The organism is Okeania sp. SIO1H4, from assembly GCF_010672695.1.
Taxonomy (GTDB): Bacteria; Cyanobacteriota; Cyanobacteriia; order Cyanobacteriales; family Microcoleaceae; genus Okeania; species Okeania hirsuta.
The window spans coordinates 1-18,218 of record NZ_JAAHGB010000105.1; the positions used below are offsets into that span (position 1 = coordinate 1).

Below are 18,218 nucleotides of genomic sequence, written 5' to 3' on the forward strand. Positions count from 1 at the left end.
TAGGATCGACACTTTTTGCCCTAACAAATCCTAAAAGTATAATCGTAGCGAGTATCCTAATAACTGAGTCAGAAATTTTTAATATGATTGACTATAATGAAGTTTTTTTATTAACTGTAATCCTATCAAGTATTTTCATGGGTTCAACCCTTTGGTGGTTAATATTAGTGACTTTCCTCAGTTTTCTGAAAAAAGTCTTAAACCAAATATATTTGGTTGTTTTGAACCGTATTGCTGGAGCATTAGTAATCTTTTTTGGTCTATTTTTTTCGGTGTTGGGATTCGCAAAGATCTGGCTTTTTCCTCACAGCACCTTACAATTTATAGGCTAGAATTTGTAAGCAGCTCGATCAAGTTTATCTTGTAGGGTAGCTTGAACTATGAAACCAATCCACTACAGGCGTTTAATGAAAATGATATATTGTTATATCATGTCCCGATAATTAGTGATCAAAAAACTTTCTCCTTCTTCATTCTTTCTACCCTCCTGTCTCCTGTCTCCTGTCTCCTGACTCCTTCGTCGTTTATTTATAACTGTTCAACCGGACATGATATTAGTATGAGTATTTTTGAAAAACTCGAATCCAATGTACGCACTTACAGCAGATCGTTCCCCGCAGTCTTTGAAAAGGCAAAGAATGCTTTGCTTTACAGTGAAGAAGGCAAAAGATACATTGATTTTTTTGCTGGTGCTGGAAGCCTAAACTACGGACATAATCCGCCGGAAGTAAGTGCGGCTTTAATTGCTTACTTGCAAGAGGATGGCATCCTTCTGAGCTTGGACAAAGAGACCCGCGCTAAAAAAGAGTTTCTCGAACAATTTTCAGATTTAATTCTAACTCCTCGGAATCTTGAATACAGAGTGCAGTTCACTGGTCCCACAGGAGCGAACGCAATCGAGGCTGCTCTAAAACTCAGTCGAACCGTAAAAAAACGGCGTGGCATTATCGCATTTACCAACGCATTCCACGGCCTGACTCAGGGCGCACTGAGTGTTACAGGCAACTCATACTATCGGAATAATTTCTCTTTACAGGATGCCTGCGTGAGCTTCATGCCCTATGACAACTATTTTGGTCCTGAGCATAATACAGCATCTTTCTTAAGAAGAATGCTTGAAGACCCAAGCAGTGGCATTGATATACCTGCAGCCATCATCCTGGAAGCAATACAGGCTGAGGGTGGAGTTAATGTTGCCAGCAGGGATTGGCTGGAAGAGATTCAACAGATCTGCATAGACTTTGACATTCTGCTGATCGTAGATGATATCCAAGTGGGTAACGGCAGAAGCGGCTCATTTTTCAGTTTTGAAGATGCTGAAATTACTCCAGATATTGTAGTGATGGCAAAATCGATCGGTGGTGGACTTCCCATGTCTTTGGTACTCATCAAGCCGGAACATGACCAGTGGAAACCGGGAGAGCATACAGGCACCTTTCGGGGTAACAACCTGGCTTTTGTTGCATCGATATCCTTGTTGAATTATTGGAAAGATGACGGTTTAAAAGATGCGGTAATTAGAAAAAGCCAGGTTGTACAAGATAGGCTGCAAAATATAGCCAACCAATACAAAGAGATGAATATGGAAGTTCGAGGGAAGGGATTGATCCAGGGCTTGAAAATTCCTGAAGAGGGCTTTGGCCGCAAAGTATCCAAAAACGCCTTTAAACAGGGGTTGATTATTGAGACTGCCGGACCGTACAATGAGGTTCTAAAGTTGCTGCCGCCTTTAACCATTGAAGATGAGTTGCTCCTTGAAGGTCTCAATATTATTGAAAAATCAGTTAAGCAATCGTTTGAATTACAAGAGGAACAAGCATGATCTTACGTCGTTTGCAAGAGATTATCGGAACCGAACATGAGGTATTTGCTGAGAATAAAAACTGGGTGAGTCGGCAGTTACTCTTGAAAGAGGATGGAATGGGATTCTCTTTTCATGACACCATTATATTTGCCAATACAGAAACACATATCTGCTATAAAAATCATTTGGAGGCGTTGTATTGTGTGGAAGGTGAAGGTGAAATAGAAGTTATTGAGAGTGGAAATATTTATAAACTCACCCCCGGTACTCTGTATGCGCTGAATCTACATGACGAGCATTACCTCAGGGCTAGCAAGGATATGCGAATCATATGCGTATTTAACCCTCCCCTTAGTAGTCCAGAAGTGCATCTTGCTGACAGATCCTACCAGGCAGATCCGGATGCACGGCAATTCACAGTAAACCGCAAAAAAGATCGCATGACCTTTGCTTACCTAAATCTTAAGGGACACCCCAGAGGAAATTATATGCTGGATCGCCTAATCCAGGCTGGATTGGAACCTGCGCTCGTGATTGAGGAATGTTCTGATTTGGCTACGGCAGGTAGGCAGGAACTTGAGAAGCAATTGCAAAAGATTGCAGCGGAAACCCCATTGCCTCGAACCCTGCCAGAGATTCTCGCTGGACGCAATGTTCGCTGTGTCGAGACTGCCAATCATAACGACGCACAATCTGAAGAACTACTGACAGCGTTGTGCCCAGATTTGATTGTGCTGGGGGATACCCGGATTATCCGCAACAAGAATATCCTAGACATTCCCGATATGGGTATTGTCAATGTGCATCCTGGATATTTGCCGACTGTTAGGGGGAATAATCCCTATCTTTGGTCGATCGTTCACGATCTTCCCCAAGGCGTTACCGTACATTTCATCGACGAAGGGGTGGATAGCGGGCCGATAATTGCAAGACAAAGGTTATATCTACAGCCAAGAGCCACTTACCCACAACTACTGGCTGCTATCAACCGACTGTGCGGAGAACTGTTGGTGGAAGCGCTCTGTTTTCTTAAGGCTGGTGGGGTGCAAAGTTTAGGGCAAGGGAACTTTGAGAATCCCGGTAAGAAAGTGTTTCGTTTATGTCCGCCTGAAATCAAGTCCGCTGCGATTCAAAAGTTGGAGAGCGGCGAGTACCATTTTGAAGGAGTTTAAGCAATAGTAGAGTTGTTGGGAAATAACGAGAGTGAAAAAAATCGGGGGAGATAACAATATATGGTAAGATAGACAAATTTATAATTACGGGAGTGGGTACAATTAAGAGAAGGGAAATATATTAAACTTAAACCCAATGAAAAAAGTATTATTTATAGTGAATATTTCCCTGGTTTATGGTTAGTTCGAGAGGCTTTACTTGCAGGTAATTTAACCCAAGTATTAGCAATTTTACAACAGGAATTAAATTCTTTATAATATCAAAAGGGGTGCATCTCATATTTGCAAAAATACTTTTTTCCTATATATTCCCTGTTCCCTGTTGCCTGTTCCCTAAAAGCAATAATTTTTTGGCTTTATTCAAAATTGAGATGCACCCATCAAAACTTTGTCAAAAATTTGAGCAAAAATATTAATTATGATATATAACACTTCCGAAAATCATTACAAAAATATCGCCAAGATTTTCGATAATCTCTGGTCGTACTCTCCTGAATATATTAAATTCACAACTCAAAAAATCATCGAATATCTACACCTAACTCCCACAGATACTTTGGCAGATATTGGTTGTGGAACAGGAATTTATAGCCAAGAAATTCTCAATCAAATTCAATTACAGCACCCGATTATTTGCGTCGATCCTTCTGCTGAAATGCTAGCAAAAATTCCGGCAAATAGTCGATTAAATCCCATAGAAATGGATGGAGTAAAATTCTCTAAAAACCCAGGAATTTATAACAAAATTTTCTTAAAAGAAGCTATCCATCATATAGAGGAAAAATTTATACTATTCCAGAATTTATATCAAAGATTAACTCCTGGGGGAATTTTTCTATTATTGTTGTGGCCACCTGATATTGAGCATCCTTTATTTACGAAAGCACTAGAGTTGTTTGAAAAAAACCAACCTCGCTATCAAGAAATGATTAATTTACTTCAGCAAGTAGGTTTTGTTGTTGATATGGATATGATTGAATACCCTTTAGAAGTGCCAAAAAATCAGTATTTTGAAATGGTAGAAAATCGTTATATGTCTATGCTTTCTACATTTAATGATACTGAATTGGCAGCAGGTTTAAAGGAAATCGAAGAAAAATATCAGGATAAGTCAGTGTTGAAATTTAACGATCTCATGGTTTTTATAACAGCAACTAAACCTGAGTAGATATTAAGTCAGTTGGGGTGAATGGCCATTCGCCCCTACGTTCTTGCCATGACTAAATTTGAGTAGATATGATATGGTAATCAGCATTACAATGAATAACCATTCCAAAAATCATTACAAAAATATAGCAGCAACTAAGCCTGAGTAGATATTAAGTCAGTTGGGGTGAAAGGCCATTTGTCCCTATGCTGTTCCTGCCATGACTAAATTTGAGAGGAGCGAGAATGTCTGAAGCATGTGCGTAGATCTGATATGGTAATCAGCTATTTCTGAAAGTACAGTCTCAGCAGGATTAATTTCTACTATGGGTAAGTTTAACCTGTTAGCTCCATACAACAAACTGTCAGATCTGATTAGCCATAACAGCCATATGGCTAATACATATGTTAGCAGTTGGGAACACTAAACGTAGGTTAGCCATCCCAACTACTCGTTGGAACCGAAACCGCCTGTTAACTGCCCAACAACGGTCAAGGTGTCGGTGCGCTTCAACTTCATTGTTATATGCTAGGATCTAGCTAACGCTGTCGAGACCAAAGGAGGACATAACCCTTGACTACTCATGAACCATTTCCACAAGAAGAGCTTGCCAACCGGCTCAAGGCAGTTCGCACCAATATGCTAGAACGCCAACTGGATGGTTTGATCGTAACCATCCCGGAAAATATCTATTATTTAACTGGCCTCGATCACTGGGGCTTCTTCGCTTGCCATGTATTGATTGTGCCTCTAAACGGAGATCTCACAATCGCAGCTCGAGCGATCGAAGAAGCCACTGTTTCGAAACAGGTGCGAAATACTCGATTCGCAGGTCATTCTGATACAGAAGATTCGGGAGAGTTTTTTGCCTCGATAATAAAAAAGGAAGGTCTTGGAAGCGCACGATTAGGTCTCGAAAAAAAGAGCTTGTTCCTGACTGCACATATTGCAGAAAAACTAGTAGAAGGACTCCCGGGTGTTGAATGGTCGGACATCTCATCGCTGATACACGAATTGCGCATGGTTCAGTCGCCTTTGGAACAGAATTACACTCGCCGTGCAGCGATAGCGGCGGATTCTGGCACTTTGGCCGCAACTGAGGCGTTGCATTCCGGTGCCAGTGACTATGAAGTGGCTGCGGAATGTCATCGAGCCATGATACTAGCAGGTAGTGAGTATCCCGGATTTGGGCCGTTTATTCGCTCTACTCGACGCAGGCCGGGTGACGAGCACACTACCTGGCGTGGGGATGTTTTTGAAAACGGCGATTCGGTATTACTCGAGATCGGCGCAGCCTATCGAAAGTATCAGGCCCCCATGGGCCGCCTGGTTTATGTGGGATCAGCACCTGTTATAGCTGAGGAAGCCGCAGAGTTGGCCATTCGAGGAATGCAATCCATCGTCAATGCCATTCAACCAGGGGTCACGGTCGGACACGTTTATGATGCCTGGCATGGCATTGCTGAAGAGGCTGGACTCGGAGATTACCATCGCCATCACTGCGGGTATCTGGTCGGTATTGGATTTCCTCCAAGCTGGACAGGTGGCAGTGCCGTCACAGGAATTCGTAGGTCTGGTGATTTAGTTTTGCGTGCTGGAATGGCTCTTCACCTCCATTCCTGGTTCACGGAAACAGGACGAGGAGATTATTTCATTTCAAATACAGCGCTTCTGACAGATACAGGTTGCGAAATATTGACAAACCGTTCTCCGGAAACCCTACAAATTCGATAATTTGGCGTGGTTCAAAAAAGGGGGTTTTAGGGTAACACTCTCAGCACAAAATAAGCCATCGATCACCCATGACTGAGAGGATCAATGGGGGTCAGGTCAGGTGCGTTGGAAGCGCTTAAAGCCCAATAACTCCAGCCAGTCAGGATTAATTTCTACTATGGGGAAGTTTAACCTCTTAGCTCTATACAAAGGTTTAGTAATGTATGGGTAGTCTCTGGAGATACCGATCAAAAAAATCAGATCAAAGGAAATATTTTCTACTATCTTGAAAGTTTCTTCTGAAGAACTCATATGATCTTCACCAAATAACTCCATATCAGGACGAATTAATCCTCCACAAGCTGGACATATAGGTGGTAACTCCATCGGTTTACTATATCCGGCGAGGAGTTCTTCTGCAGTTGTCTTGTAAGAACAATCTACACAATATAGTTCCGAGAGTTGTCCATGTATTTCAATCAAGTTTTTACTTCCAGCAGCGCGCTCGAATCCGTCTACATTCAGAGTCCATACCCATGTATTGGGTTTCCAAGCCTCAATTTGTGCAATTACCTGATGAGCACGATTGAATTTTGCTTTATAACAAGCTTCTCCAATTTGCCACAGATATTTCCAAGCTACTTCAGGACGAGTTTGTAACATATTGTTACTCATTGCTTCTTCGATTGGTATACCTTCTTGAGTGAGAACACCTTCAAAAAGTGCACCAACACCACGATATGTAGGTAGCCCAGAGTCTGCAGATAAACCCGCTCCAGCAATGAAAAGAATAGAATCTGCCTGGAGAATACAATCAGCGACAGCACTCATAACCTTATCCATTCGTCATATTATTGATATATTTACAAAAAACAGCCTTATAATTTTAGAACATTTCTGGAAATAAACTAAATAACTGGAGTTTAGACTAACCATAGCAGTGCATTATGGCATATTTAGACATTATTTTTTTGTAAACCTTTTCTCTTACTGTACTTTGAGCTGGAATGGGAGCCGTTACACATAATGCTGCTGCTTTCTGTACAAAATCAATAAATTTAACAATCATATTGTTTATGGCAACTCATCAAAAACCTCAACCTATTATCCCCTCTCTTCCCTCATACGATTATCAACCAAAACTCTATAACGGCCCTTCTTTGCAAGAAGTAGCTCATTTAAGACGAGAATATATTAACCCAGTGGTTTCCACTTATTATCAAAAACCCATTATGATTGTTGAGGGTTCGATGCAATATGTTTTTGATGAGACGGGAAAACGGTATTTAGATGCCTTTGCTGGAATCGCTACTATTAGTGTAGGTCATTGTCATCCCTCTGTTGTCAAAGCAGTACAAGAACAATCCGAAAATTGCAGCATTCCAGCACACTGTATCTACATCCTACCATTGCAGAATATGCCAAGATGTTAGTGGATAAGATGCCTGGTAATTTATCAAAGGTCTATTTTGTTAATTCTGGATCGGAAGCCAATGATTTGGCGATGTTAATGGCCAGGGTTTATACTCAAAATTTTGATATTATTACCCTTCGTAATGGCTATCATGGCATGGCGGGTCAAACGATGGGGTTAACCTCACAAAATACCTGGAAATATCCCATTCCTCATAATTTTGGCATTCATCATGCTATCAATGCCGATCCTGAACGCGGTTATTGGTCTCATGACGATGATAATATCACTGATAAATATGCTAACGATGTCAAAAACTTGATTGAACAAGCAACTTGTGGCAACATTGCTGCTTTTATTACTGAAGTAGGGTTTAAGTCTCTAGGGGTCGATCAATCCAATAAGTTTTATGTTTTCCAAAGGTAAATATTGTGGTGTTGGTGAATCAAGCTATGAAAAAAGATTAATAAGCCCCTTTACCAAAATTAATTTAGACTATGTTGACACTTTGACAAACATCAAATTCTTCAGCTATATACTTATCCTCCTGGCTCGAACAGGGATTAGCATTTTTGGTGATTTGTCTACTTGATAAGATTTTTTAGTTTTGTCTAGTTTTGCGAAAAGGCGACGTTGCTGAACCAAGGGATAAATCTTTGCATAAAAGGTAAATCCCGTCTTTATACTTCGTCTTTCTCTAAAACTATAATTCATCCTGCAAATATGCAACCCCATTATTGGTGTTGGTGAATCAAGCTATGAATTAAGATATTTGGATGAACCTCCTTGCTACACCTTCTGTGAAACGCCATAATATTATCCGTCCAATATTGTCAACTCTGAGCTATCGTAGTAAAAAAGTCCTTAGTTCATAGTAGATTCTCAAACAATGAAAAAATTTCTGTTTGTCTGCTTATTTTTAATTGGGCTTGGTTGGGCCTTATCTAACTTTACAGGTTTGGCCAATAAAGGAGTCTATGACTCAATTGTGTTAGACTTCCGTGAAGATATCGGAGTTACTAAAATTGTCGATGAAATTAAGACAATCTCCGATGAATACCAAGTCACTCCTCGTCTAAATAGTGAATTTTCATTATCAGATAATGTGTATATTGTCAAGGGCGATCGCCAACTTCTCAAAGAACTAAAAAACTCTCTAAACAAATATACTGAATACATAGAACCAAACTATGTTTATAGCGCCAATGCCATCATCTTTGAAGGCGGGAACGGCGTTCCCAACGACCCTATGTATGGGAAACAATGGAACCTCCGCAGCATCAACGTGGAGGAAGCATGGAATGAGACGAAAGGCGACGGCGTAACTGTAGCGGTAATTGATACAGGAGTCACCAGAGTTCCTGACCTGGAAAAAACTAAATTCGTTGCTGGCTACGATTTTGTCAACGACCGGACTTTAGCCACCGACGATAATGGTCACGGCAGTCACGTTGCAGGGACTATTGCCCAATCTACCAATAACGAATATGGCGTAGCAGGTATCGCCTATGAAGCTAGCATCATGCCCTTAAAAGTATTATCTGCTAGTGGCGGTGGTACAGTTTCCGATATTGCCGAATCTATCAAATTTGCTGCTGACAATGGTGCAGATATCATCAATATGAGTCTTGGTGGTGGCGGTGAAAGCCAAATAATGAAGGAAGCTATTAACTATGCTCATAGTAAAGGCGTAGTTATTATTGCTGCTGCGGGCAACGCTGGGCAAAATTCAGCAAGTTATCCCGCTCGTTATCCCCATGTTATCGGTGTCTCTGCCACTGACCCAACTGGAGAAAAAGCTTCCTATTCTAATTTTGGTGCAGGAGTTGATATTTCTGCTCCTGGCGGTTCCACTTCTGGTAAAAATGAAGCTGGTGGTATTTTGCAAGAAACCATTAACCCAGAAAATGGCAAGAGTGTATTTGCTTCCTTCCAAGGAACAAGCATGGCATCTCCCCATGTTGCGGGTGTGGCAGCATTAGTCAAAGCTAGTGGTATTGAAGACCCAGAGGAAATTGCCAACATTCTCAAAAAATCTGCCAGAGTTGTTAAGGAAGACCCACTGAATCATTTTGGAGCAGGTCAGTTGGATGCAGCAGCGGCAGTTAAGTTGGCAATAAGAGGTCAAATCACTTTCCGCGACTTCTTCCGGTGGTTGCATGATAATGGGTATCTCAGTCCTGGTTTTTGGCTTGATGGTGGTGCTGTGGCATTGTTACCGAAGTTGGCAATGGTCTTGGGGTCTTATATATTAGCTTGGTTTCTGCGGAATTATTTCCCTTTCAGTTGGAGTTTCCCTCTCCATACAGGATTAGTTGCTGGTAGCAGTGGGTTATTTTTCCTCCGTGGTTTCTATGTTTTCGACTTACCACAATGGCCGATGCGTGTGATGGGTAGTTCCCTACCTGAAGTCGGTGGAGCTATTCAAGGTAGTGGCATTTTGAATCCCATTTTTGCTAGTGTGTTGATTCCAGCATTGTTAATTGTATTGTTATTAGGAAATCAGCAATGGAAGTGGTTAGCGATCGGTACTACTATTGGTGTTGCTAGTTGTTTGGCTGTGAATGCAGTTGTCGATCCAGCAGTTTGGGGATTAGGTTCTGGTTTTGCTGCTCAAATTTTCCTAGTTGTGAATGCGTTTTTGTGCTTAGGTTTAGCACGTTTGGCAATTAGAACAGAGGACAAATTAGCATGAGTAGTATTACGGTAACTGGTACTGTGGAAAAGAAAGGTTTTGGTACTGGCACTTGGGCATTAGTAACTGAGAATGGTGAAACTTATGAGTTGAAGGATGCTCCTACTGAGCTATGTAAGTCTGACCTGAAGGTAAGCATTACAGGTACGATCCGAGATGATGTGATGACTTTAGCAATGATTGGTCCAGTGTTGGAAGTTGAATCTTTTGAGGTATTAGAATAGTGAATTATAGCAGGTTTCATTTGAGTAAACCACAAGGTAGGGACGTTGCATGCAACGTCTCTACAGGGTTTTCGTTTTTTTAATGTGATTTATTGACCTGAAAACTGCTGTAGTGCCTTTTTTTGAGATTTACAAAAAGCCTGCAATACGGGCTTTTTTTATTGCTTTATTTCTTGAGTAATATCTACTCTTTTATCAAGAAAATAATCCTCGTAAGGTTCTTTAACATTAACCCAAATAGTTTTTGGCATAAACCGAAATAAACGTCGTGGTCCTGAGTCAAGAAAATATTTTTTGTCTCTTTTTGGTTTGCCACTTTTTGTGTAGATACTATCAATAGCTTTATTGAATATTTCGTTTTCTGCCTCAATAACTTCAGCTATACCTTTGAAATAAACACCAAATCCCTCTCCACTCAATGCTGTTGAATCATAAACAACTGCAAAAACCTGCCCATTATTAATAATATTTTGAGAGTGCTGATTTTCTATCCATGATGACCAATAAAATGTGTAATCTTCATCAAAACCATAATAGACAGGTGAGTTCCAAGGGTGTCCTTCTTTATCTACTGTTGCTAAGGTGAGATAGGTAATTTCATTGAGTACCTGTTTTGCTTTTTCAGTGAGTTGATCGATGGGAGATGAGATCTGCATTTTTTCAATTTCTCAAATGAATTTCTGGTAGTTGTACATTATACCATCGTCCACTACGACCTTTGCGCGTTATCCAAGCGTTATTAGCAATATTAGTATGATGTTGCTGCTGTTGGCGATACTGGTTAGCTTGGGCATAATAATCATCAGCTTGTGCCTTCAAAACATCAGACTGCTGACGATACTGTTGAATCTTCGCCTCCAAATCAGCAATTTCAGCCTTCACCGCATCAGTCTGAGCAACCAACGTATCCGGAACCACAAGCTGATATTGCAACTTCGTCCGAGCATCAGCAACTTCCTTTTCCGTCCGAGCGATCGCCTCTTCCAATACCCTTAACTTTTCCTCATATTAAGTGCAACTTCATGGAGAAATTGTATTAGGTTTTGCGACTATGTTGGTGATTTTTCTCCATGAATTAGGTCATGCTTTTACTCTGAAACATTTCGGTGGTATTGTGCCGGAGATTGGTTTATTATTTATGTGTTTTATGCCGGGAATGTACACCAGTAATTTTGACTTTTAACTTTTAACTTTTGACTTTTTTTATGGTTAGTTAGCAATTTTATTGGGGAATTTTTACCAGTAATTTTGATTTTTTTATGGTTAATTGGCAATTTTATTGGGGAATTTTTACCAATGATTTTGACTTTTGACTTGATTTGGAGTATAAATCAATGAAAATTCATCAATTTTTACAAGTAGTTGTGGTTAGCTCAATGAAGCACTATATTATCATTTGCACACTTTTGTTGATGCAATACCTACCAATTCTACTTTAACTATTTTTTCGACGTTTACCTAAAAGTTGAGCTGCGAATATCCCACCCAAAAAACCAAATAAGTGTGCTTCCCAAGAGACATCAGGATCGGAAGGCAAAATACCCCAGATTAAACCACTATAAAGGAAACCAGCAGTTAAGGCGAATATTACTGATAAAATACTGAAGTCAAATAAACTTCGGAGTAGCAAAAACCCGAAATAACCAAAAATTAATCCACTTGCACCAATATGAATAGAATTAGGCGCACCGAAACACCAAATACCTAAACCACTAACTATTATAGTAACGATACTCACAAAGAAAAAATCACCTACTCCCCGTAACATGATTAACCAACCGAGAATAATTAATGGGGCAATATTAGCCATTAAGTGAGCATAACTACCATGCAGAAATGGAGCAAAAAAAATACCACTAAGTCCTATAGAACTTTGAGGATGAATTCCACCATAATAGTTCAATTTTCCTGCTAAAAATTCAGAATTAATAATTTGTACAATCCAAAGAATAGCAATAATACTTCCTAAAATCGTTACTTGGGTATTTATTTTTTCAAATAATTTATTCATTGGTTTCTGGTTATAGTTGACTTATTCTTAGCTATTTTAAACTATAGCGCTACGCGCAAGGCAACAGGCAATAGGCAACAGGGAAATACAAAAGGGTTTGCTGCTTCTATTCATGTCAAACACCTTAATGCGTAGCGCGATGTAATACCAAATTGATAAATGTTTGCTACAAATATCTAGGGTATTTCTTAGGACTCAGGAGTCACTCCTCAGGAGTTAAAATGAATGACTTTAATACCATTTTTTAGGGCATAAATTATCTTTTTCTCTTGGTGCGCTACCAGGTGCGACTGGCGTCGTCGCGGGGTCGCACCGCTCTCTTGGTCGATTGGATATGGCGAGGAGACCCGTTCTTGCAGACCCGCTCCGAAGATCGCCATCCCACCCTACGGGAAGCTACGCTAACGACCGCTTTGTCAAAGGGACATCTCCTATAAAGTCTTTTTCTCGGTCTTACTATTCGTAACACTCTTTTTTCAAATTGGTATAAGACATCTGGTGGAAATTACACTTATGGATCATTTTTTGTGTCTTTTTTCATAAATTTCTTCCCTGTTGCCTGTTGCCTGTTGCCTACTTCTGCAAAAAGTCTATTCTTTTTCGGAGATGTCTATAAAACATCTTCAGTCAATAGCTTATTCATTCCTGATTTAGTTGTTTTTTTCTTTCTCGTTTTCTAGTAGCATGAGCAGATTTTAATATTTTTAAGCGATAAGGGTCAACATTAGTTTGCCAATAAACACGATGACCTTTAATTTCTGTACAATTTTCTTCTAAACATTTGAGCCAATTAATTCGGTTTTGAATACTTTTCAAATCATTTAATAGTCCTCTATCTTCTTCTTGTTGTGTGAGTTTAGCAAATTTTTCATAGTCTGGATAATCTGGTGTTACTAAAGCATCTTTTCTATGTAAAATTGGCGGATTATATTCATTTGTATAACTCTGATAACTGACACTTAAATCTCGTAAATCAATGTTCATACTTGTATGCAAAACTGGGTGAGCTTCTGTGTCAAAGTCTGGATAAAATAAATAGGATATTATCGGTAGTTTTGTATTAAATTTAATGATAGTTGCCTCATTTAATCTACCAATTGTACGATTAGCACAACCTTCATAAAGTCGTAATAACGGATCGAGTTTTGCTACAACAGAAACATGAACTAACAGAGAATTAGAAAATTTATAACCAATAGAACTATTTTTACAACATTTACTAATTAATTCAGAATCACCTAAACTAAATAACATTAAATCTGCTAATATACAGGCTTGGTTATAACTACCAAATAAAGCTTTAATATCATTTCTGACTACTTCTGCTAATTGGGAAAATTTAGGACGGTTGCCAAATTTACTCAAGGCTAAATATACTAATAAATCTTGGCGACGTTTATCAGTTATCTGGTCCCATTCTACAGAGTTTGTAGCTTGCATAATTACTCGAAAGGCACGACGAAAACTACCAAATTCTGCAATTAAATCTGCCTCTTCAGCAATTTCTCCTCTGACCGGAAGACGACCGCGATCGCTCATAAAATTCATCAGAGGTATAAGCTGTTCTTCATAATCTACAAACTTCTGATTTTTGGAGTTAATTCTAGGGGTAGATAAACGAGTTTTTAATCGAGATGCTCGAAATTTTTGCCCCTGTTTTTCATCTTTAAACACAAGGAAAATACCTAAATCTATAGGTATAGAATCTACATTCAAAACTTGGTCAATGTAAGACTTTAATTCTTCCTGCTCGTAATATTTCTGAAAAGTATTACGAGATGTAATTATCCCATCTCCATAAGCAAGTTTATTCTGGGTTTTATGGTCATTAATTAATACCATTGCAGAAACAATTAAAACCTCTTTAGTCAACCCCCAGGCTTTAATCAAAGCCTCCCTACGTTCTGCTAAAGATTCAATTACATTAATTACATAACCAAGATTAACAATATCAGCAGTTATACAAGTATTATCGGGCAAATAATGGGGGTCCCATCCTGCACTTTGATAACCTTTTTGAGCAATATGTTTAATATCCCCACCGTAACCACAACCATAATCAAAAAAGGTTGTACCTTCTGTAAATAGATTTGCTTCTAAACCTAAACGTACTGGTTTAGAAATTTTTTTACGAGCGATCGCTGCTTTATGGCGTTCTATTTTGGGAACGGGTATTTCAATAGTATGTTGAATTACATGATGGTCTTTAATTTCAATTCCATGATTTTTTAGGTGTGTGAACCATCCTTGGCGAGTACCAATTAAGCGAGTATTATCTAACAGTCCTAATTTAACTTCAGCACTGGTCAATTTAGCAAATTTTTTGTAGTGGGGATAGTCAGTATTCACAAAGGTTTCTTTGCGATGTAGCACAGGGGGGTTTTTACTATTGTCGTAGTTTCTATATTCAATATTTCCACTATTCATGTTAATGGAAATGCTAGTTTTTAAAGCTGGATGGGGGTCGGTATCGAAGTCTGGATAGTGGAGATAAGAAATTGTTGGTTTATCAAAGTTAAATTTAATTAATGTGGTGGTTTTTCGTTTGTCTTTCTGCTGAGAAGTTGCTTTGAGATATAAACGATGAGCTAAATTTTCGTAGAGTTGTAGTAAAGGATGAAGTTGTGCTAAGGCTGAGGTATGAATATAAAAAGCAGTGGGTAATTTTTTACCTATTTTGCTTTGTTGACAGTATTTTTTTATTGCACCAGATTGGTAAATTTCTAGGAACATCTGGTTAGCATATTTACAGGCAGATTGATAAGTTAAAAAATACTTTCTTATCCCGTCTATAATTGTCTGAGGTAGGTCTGTTTCTAATTGGATTTTGGGTAATATTTGGAAGTCTTCTATATTTAAAGCCAGATATAGTAAAAGTTCAGAGCAACGTTTTTCTTGAAAATTATCTTCATCTTCCATTGCTAAAATATCTCTAATGCTATTTGAATAAATATTTGCTAGAAATCTCTCTTTCCTGTTTTCTATCAAAATTAGGTATTAGGTGTTAGGTATTAGGTATTATACCAAGCATGGAAAAAGAATGTTACAAATAATAAGGGCAGTTAAAAGACACATGCAAGAGATGTCCCTTGGAATAAAAAGATAAATTCCGACCTAATAAATGGTATTAAAGCTATTCATTCTGACCACTGACGACGGACTCCTTAAGAAATAACCTAGTTATTTGTAGCAAATATTTATCAAATTGGTATTATACCAATTTTATGTGAGGTGGCACAGAATTATTTTTTCCTTCTTCCTTCTCTCCTAGATAACTAAAGCCTTCTTCCTTCTGCCTTCTGCCTTCTTCAATAACTTGTCTATCTCGATCTACAGTCAACTCTGATTAAAATATTATTCTATGAAACTTAGAAATTAATTTTGCATTTTAATACAAAATATTTGTTTTCTACCCGCTGTTGCCTGTTGCCTTTGTCTAATTAATTATTAAGTGGAAAATAAATAAGCATTTTATTTAACCAATTTATAGGAAATAAATAGAGTTTTCAAACTCACAAAATCAATCATTTTTCGTACCTTTTTTTATCAAAATATCTTGCCTATTCCCTGTTCCCTGTTCCCTACTAATTTATTTAGAGTATTTTTCAATCTGTTAAACTACAAAATATTTGTTTTCTACATGCTTTTAGCTGTTGCCTTTGTCTAATTAATTATTAAGTGGAAAATAAATAAGCATTTTATTTAACCAATTTATAGGAAATAAATAGAGTTTTCAAACTCACAAAATCAATCATTTTCTGTACCTTAGTTTATCAAAATATCTTGCCTACTCCCTATTCCCTGTTCCCCATCCCAGAAAAAAATTTATATCTTTTTCACGTCTATGCCTATTATTAATTGTTGAAAAAATTGCATTAACTCCACATTCCTACATTCTGTGGCTGTTCATCAGAAGTTAGTATGGAGTAAGCTGAGGGTTGAGAAATAGGATCGACAGCTTCATATAACTCTTCTTCAGTTTCTGTAAAAAATTCTAAACGAAATTTTACTTTTCCTTTTCTCCAATAATCACCAGGTCTTAATAATTGACATTCTAGCCCATCATCAAATAAATTTTCCGACTCCAACCTAGCTAAAATCATCGTTATATATTCACTGACTTGAAATGTACATTGAAACATCAAAAGACTAGCACTTGTAGACAAAACATCATCATTATTTAGTAAAGTCACTTCAGTTTCCATATTTAATTATCCTAGATTTATTTTTAACGAAGAAAGGAAGTTAATTTAAAAAGTGATTTAAAAAACGAGAATAAGAAATCTTATTACCTACATTCCGCACTTCAAAGCCTAGTATAAAAGGCAATTAGTCAGTAGTCATTATTCATCAATCATTAGTCAGTAGGGTAATGATGCTGGCTAATTATCTGGCTCCATCAAATATTTATGCTTAATTTATTCCTCATAATTTGGCTCCCGTCTCAGTTAAATTATGAGGATTTATAGAGTATAAATACTGATCAACCCACTGATGTCTGTGGTACTTTTTATGTGACAAATTGACCTGTAGAATCTGAGTAATAATAACTGCTTCCTACTCCCGACTCTTTACTTTCCTCCTTTCTCTTTATTCTTCCTTTCTTACTGAATGCTGCGCCTTCATTTCTCGTAGCTAAACGAGTAAAGCAATTTAAAAAAACCATCCATAGGAATGTAAACCTTTACCCAAAAGATTTACTCCTAAATAACATACCCAGACTACAACAAATCCGGTAGCAGCCAAAATAGCAGGTCGTCGTCCTTGCCATCCTCTAGTAATACGCGCATGGAGATAGGCAGCAAATACCAACCAAGTAATCAAAGCCCAAGTTTCCTTCGGGTCCCAACTCCAATAAGAACCCCAAGCTTCATTTGCCCAAACTGCTCCAGCAATAATCCCAATAGTCAGTAAAGGAAATCCTAAGCCAATAATACGATAACTAATATTATCTAAAGTTTGGGCAATACTCAAACGTTGAGGAGAAAGAGTTACTTCTGTCTCAACTGCTTGAGTAGGTCTAGCCATTTCTAAGACAGCAGTTTGCCTGTGGCCATTTGTTGTAGATAGAGGAGAAGATTGATGGTTGTCCTCAATTTGATTCAGACTAGCTCCCTCTGTTTGAAGTTGCAAATTTTTTGAGAGCTTCACAGAATGATTATTTCTATAAGAACGAGTGCCAAAGGAACTGCCACTAAGTTCTACTTTTTGGCCACTGGTAACAATGAGAAAAGCGATCGCCAGTAAAGACCCCACCATCAAAGTTGCATAGCTCAACATCATGACACTGACGTGCATCATCAACCAATTAGATTTTAGAGCAGGCACAAGAGGTTCTGATAACTGCATACCGGAGGGCAAAGTTAGGGCCGCAAAAGCAGTAATACCCATTGCCAAGGGAGATGTAAAAACTCCCACCAGGCGACTTCCACTCATATTTTCAGCTATGAGGTGAATAGTAGTAAGTCCCCAAGTCAGGAAAAATAGAGATTCGTACAAATTACTAATGGGAAAATAGCCAGCTTCTAGCCAACGTGCTCCTAATAGGGTTGCAATACAGAGATTAGCGGTCACCATTCCGGTAGAACCCAAGACCGAGAGATAGGGGATACGAGGAAAAGCGGCACCTACCCAATAAATTAGCATTGTGGCAAACAAGATGGCAAACGAGATATTGTCCAATGAATTTTGGAGTCTGACTAGATCCATTTATTTTTCTCCAATGATGTATTTCAGTTTATTTATATTCTCGATCCTAACGACTATTGGCAAGGTTAAGAAAATATCAAGTATCTTAGTATTGGACTTTGGACAAAAAGAAAAAGTGGTTAGCGTAAGTATTACACTAACTAATCGGTGATTGTATTAGAAATCAAATCTGGAATTATCTTCGTTTCTCACATTATTTATCATCCTGAAGATCATAGGATGGGTCTGGTTCAATTTCTCCACCAAAACAAATATCTAAATAACTTTCTTGAAGGGAATGAACAACTCTCTCCAACTCATCAATAAGATTCCTTCGAGTCATTTTTTCA

General features: G+C 38.4%; 15 protein-coding genes and 2 pseudogenes. 9 read left to right on the plus strand and 8 right to left on the minus strand.

What is annotated here, in order from left to right:
* The 5 genes and pseudogenes from F6K06_RS31260 to F6K06_RS31280 all read left to right on the plus strand — a co-directional run.
* A pseudogene (locus tag F6K06_RS31260) lies at nt 1-332 on the plus strand (hypothetical protein); the annotation flags it as partial.
* Nucleotides 333-373: 41 nt separating this feature from the next.
* The gene (gene ectB, locus F6K06_RS31265) at nt 374-1,822 is read left to right on the plus strand and encodes a diaminobutyrate--2-oxoglutarate transaminase (RefSeq protein ID WP_287244994.1); all 1,449 of its coding nucleotides are present in this window, start codon (nt 374-376) and stop codon (nt 1,820-1,822) included.
* Nucleotides 1,819-2,976, plus strand: coding sequence for an ectoine synthase (locus F6K06_RS31270; RefSeq protein WP_287244996.1), 1,158 nt, complete (start codon nt 1,819-1,821; stop codon nt 2,974-2,976). The genes ectB and F6K06_RS31270 overlap by 4 nt, the downstream gene beginning before the upstream one ends.
* Nucleotides 2,977-3,394: 418 nt before the next feature.
* Nucleotides 3,395-4,144, plus strand: a complete 750-nt coding sequence (locus F6K06_RS31275) for a class I SAM-dependent methyltransferase (RefSeq protein WP_124155222.1) — start codon at nt 3,395-3,397, stop codon at nt 4,142-4,144.
* A gap of 552 nt (nt 4,145-4,696) precedes the next feature.
* Nucleotides 4,697-5,857, plus strand: a complete 1,161-nt coding sequence (locus F6K06_RS31280) for a Xaa-Pro peptidase family protein (protein ID WP_124144760.1) — start codon at nt 4,697-4,699, stop codon at nt 5,855-5,857.
* A 96-nt stretch (nt 5,858-5,953) separates the two neighbouring features.
* On the opposite strand, the gene F6K06_RS31285 is transcribed toward F6K06_RS31280, so the two are convergent.
* On the minus strand, nt 5,954-6,667 hold the full coding sequence (locus tag F6K06_RS31285; protein WP_240038931.1) for a Sir2 family NAD-dependent protein deacetylase: 714 nt from the start codon (nt 6,665-6,667) through the stop codon (nt 5,954-5,956).
* A 419-nt stretch (nt 6,668-7,086) separates the two neighbouring features.
* Here F6K06_RS31285 and F6K06_RS31290 point away from each other — a divergent pair.
* From F6K06_RS31290 to F6K06_RS31300, 3 genes and pseudogenes are all read left to right on the plus strand, one after another.
* A pseudogene (locus F6K06_RS31290) lies at nt 7,087-7,676 on the plus strand (aminotransferase class III-fold pyridoxal phosphate-dependent enzyme).
* 463 nt (nt 7,677-8,139) lie between these two features.
* Nucleotides 8,140-9,945, plus strand: a complete 1,806-nt coding sequence (locus tag F6K06_RS31295) for a S8 family peptidase (RefSeq protein ID WP_124144764.1) — start codon at nt 8,140-8,142, stop codon at nt 9,943-9,945.
* Entirely contained in the window at nt 9,942-10,169 is a 228-nt protein-coding gene (locus F6K06_RS31300; protein ID WP_124144765.1) for a hypothetical protein, read from the plus strand. The genes F6K06_RS31295 and F6K06_RS31300 overlap by 4 nt, the downstream gene beginning before the upstream one ends.
* 158 nt (nt 10,170-10,327) lie before the next feature.
* Here the strand turns inward: F6K06_RS31300 and F6K06_RS31305 are convergent, their stop codons facing one another.
* Both F6K06_RS31305 and F6K06_RS31310 read right to left on the minus strand, forming a co-directional pair.
* Nucleotides 10,328-10,825, minus strand: a complete 498-nt coding sequence (locus tag F6K06_RS31305; RefSeq protein WP_124144766.1) for a pyridoxamine 5'-phosphate oxidase family protein — start codon at nt 10,823-10,825, stop codon at nt 10,328-10,330.
* 4 nt (nt 10,826-10,829) lie between these two features.
* Nucleotides 10,830-11,156 carry a hypothetical protein gene (locus F6K06_RS31310; RefSeq protein ID WP_124144767.1) on the minus strand — a complete coding sequence of 109 codons (327 nt, stop codon included), beginning with the start codon at nt 11,154-11,156 and terminating at the stop codon, nt 10,830-10,832.
* 25 nt (nt 11,157-11,181) lie between these two features.
* Between F6K06_RS31310 and F6K06_RS31315 the strand changes: the two genes are divergently transcribed.
* Nucleotides 11,182-11,352, plus strand: coding sequence for a hypothetical protein (locus tag F6K06_RS31315; RefSeq protein ID WP_161564493.1), 171 nt, complete (start codon nt 11,182-11,184; stop codon nt 11,350-11,352).
* 252 nt (nt 11,353-11,604) lie between these two features.
* On the opposite strand, the gene F6K06_RS31320 is transcribed toward F6K06_RS31315, so the two are convergent.
* From F6K06_RS31320 to ccsB, 5 genes are all read right to left on the minus strand, one after another.
* Nucleotides 11,605-12,180, minus strand: a complete 576-nt coding sequence (locus F6K06_RS31320; protein WP_124144768.1) for a rhomboid family intramembrane serine protease — start codon at nt 12,178-12,180, stop codon at nt 11,605-11,607.
* Nucleotides 12,181-12,819: 639 nt separating this feature from the next.
* The gene (locus F6K06_RS31325; RefSeq protein ID WP_287309023.1) at nt 12,820-15,168 is read right to left on the minus strand and encodes a DNA phosphorothioation-associated putative methyltransferase; all 2,349 of its coding nucleotides are present in this window, start codon (nt 15,166-15,168) and stop codon (nt 12,820-12,822) included.
* 223 nt (nt 15,169-15,391) lie between these two features.
* Nucleotides 15,392-15,520: a hypothetical protein gene (locus F6K06_RS31330; protein WP_275670361.1), complete on the minus strand. Its 129-nt coding sequence runs from the start codon at nt 15,518-15,520 to the stop codon at nt 15,392-15,394.
* 535 nt (nt 15,521-16,055) lie between these two features.
* Complete coding sequence (locus F6K06_RS31335) at nt 16,056-16,385, minus strand: KGK domain-containing protein (protein WP_124144769.1); 330 nt, start codon at nt 16,383-16,385, stop codon at nt 16,056-16,058.
* Nucleotides 16,386-16,833: 448 nt separating this feature from the next.
* A complete protein-coding gene (gene ccsB / locus F6K06_RS31340; RefSeq protein ID WP_124144770.1) occupies nt 16,834-17,889 on the minus strand; it encodes a c-type cytochrome biogenesis protein CcsB in 1,056 nt (351 codons plus the stop codon).
* Between the last annotated feature and the right edge of the window lie 329 nt (nt 17,890-18,218).

Coding starts and splice junctions, on each gene's coding strand:
- F6K06_RS31335 (WP_124144769.1), bottom strand. CDS start 16,385: ATGGAAACTGAAGTGACTTTACTAAATAATGATGATGTTTTGTCTACA.
- F6K06_RS31275 (WP_124155222.1), top strand. CDS start 3,395: ATGATATATAACACTTCCGAAAATCATTACAAAAATATCGCCAAGATT.
- F6K06_RS31320 (WP_124144768.1), bottom strand. CDS start 12,180: ATGAATAAATTATTTGAAAAAATAAATACCCAAGTAACGATTTTAGGA.
- F6K06_RS31295 (WP_124144764.1), top strand. CDS start 8,140: ATGAAAAAATTTCTGTTTGTCTGCTTATTTTTAATTGGGCTTGGTTGG.
- ccsB (WP_124144770.1), bottom strand. CDS start 17,889: ATGGATCTAGTCAGACTCCAAAATTCATTGGACAATATCTCGTTTGCC.
- F6K06_RS31305 (WP_124144766.1), bottom strand. CDS start 10,825: ATGCAGATCTCATCTCCCATCGATCAACTCACTGAAAAAGCAAAACAG.
- F6K06_RS31285 (WP_240038931.1), bottom strand. CDS start 6,667: ATGAGTGCTGTCGCTGATTGTATTCTCCAGGCAGATTCTATTCTTTTC.
- F6K06_RS31300 (WP_124144765.1), top strand. CDS start 9,942: ATGAGTAGTATTACGGTAACTGGTACTGTGGAAAAGAAAGGTTTTGGT.
- F6K06_RS31270 (WP_287244996.1), top strand. CDS start 1,819: ATGATCTTACGTCGTTTGCAAGAGATTATCGGAACCGAACATGAGGTA.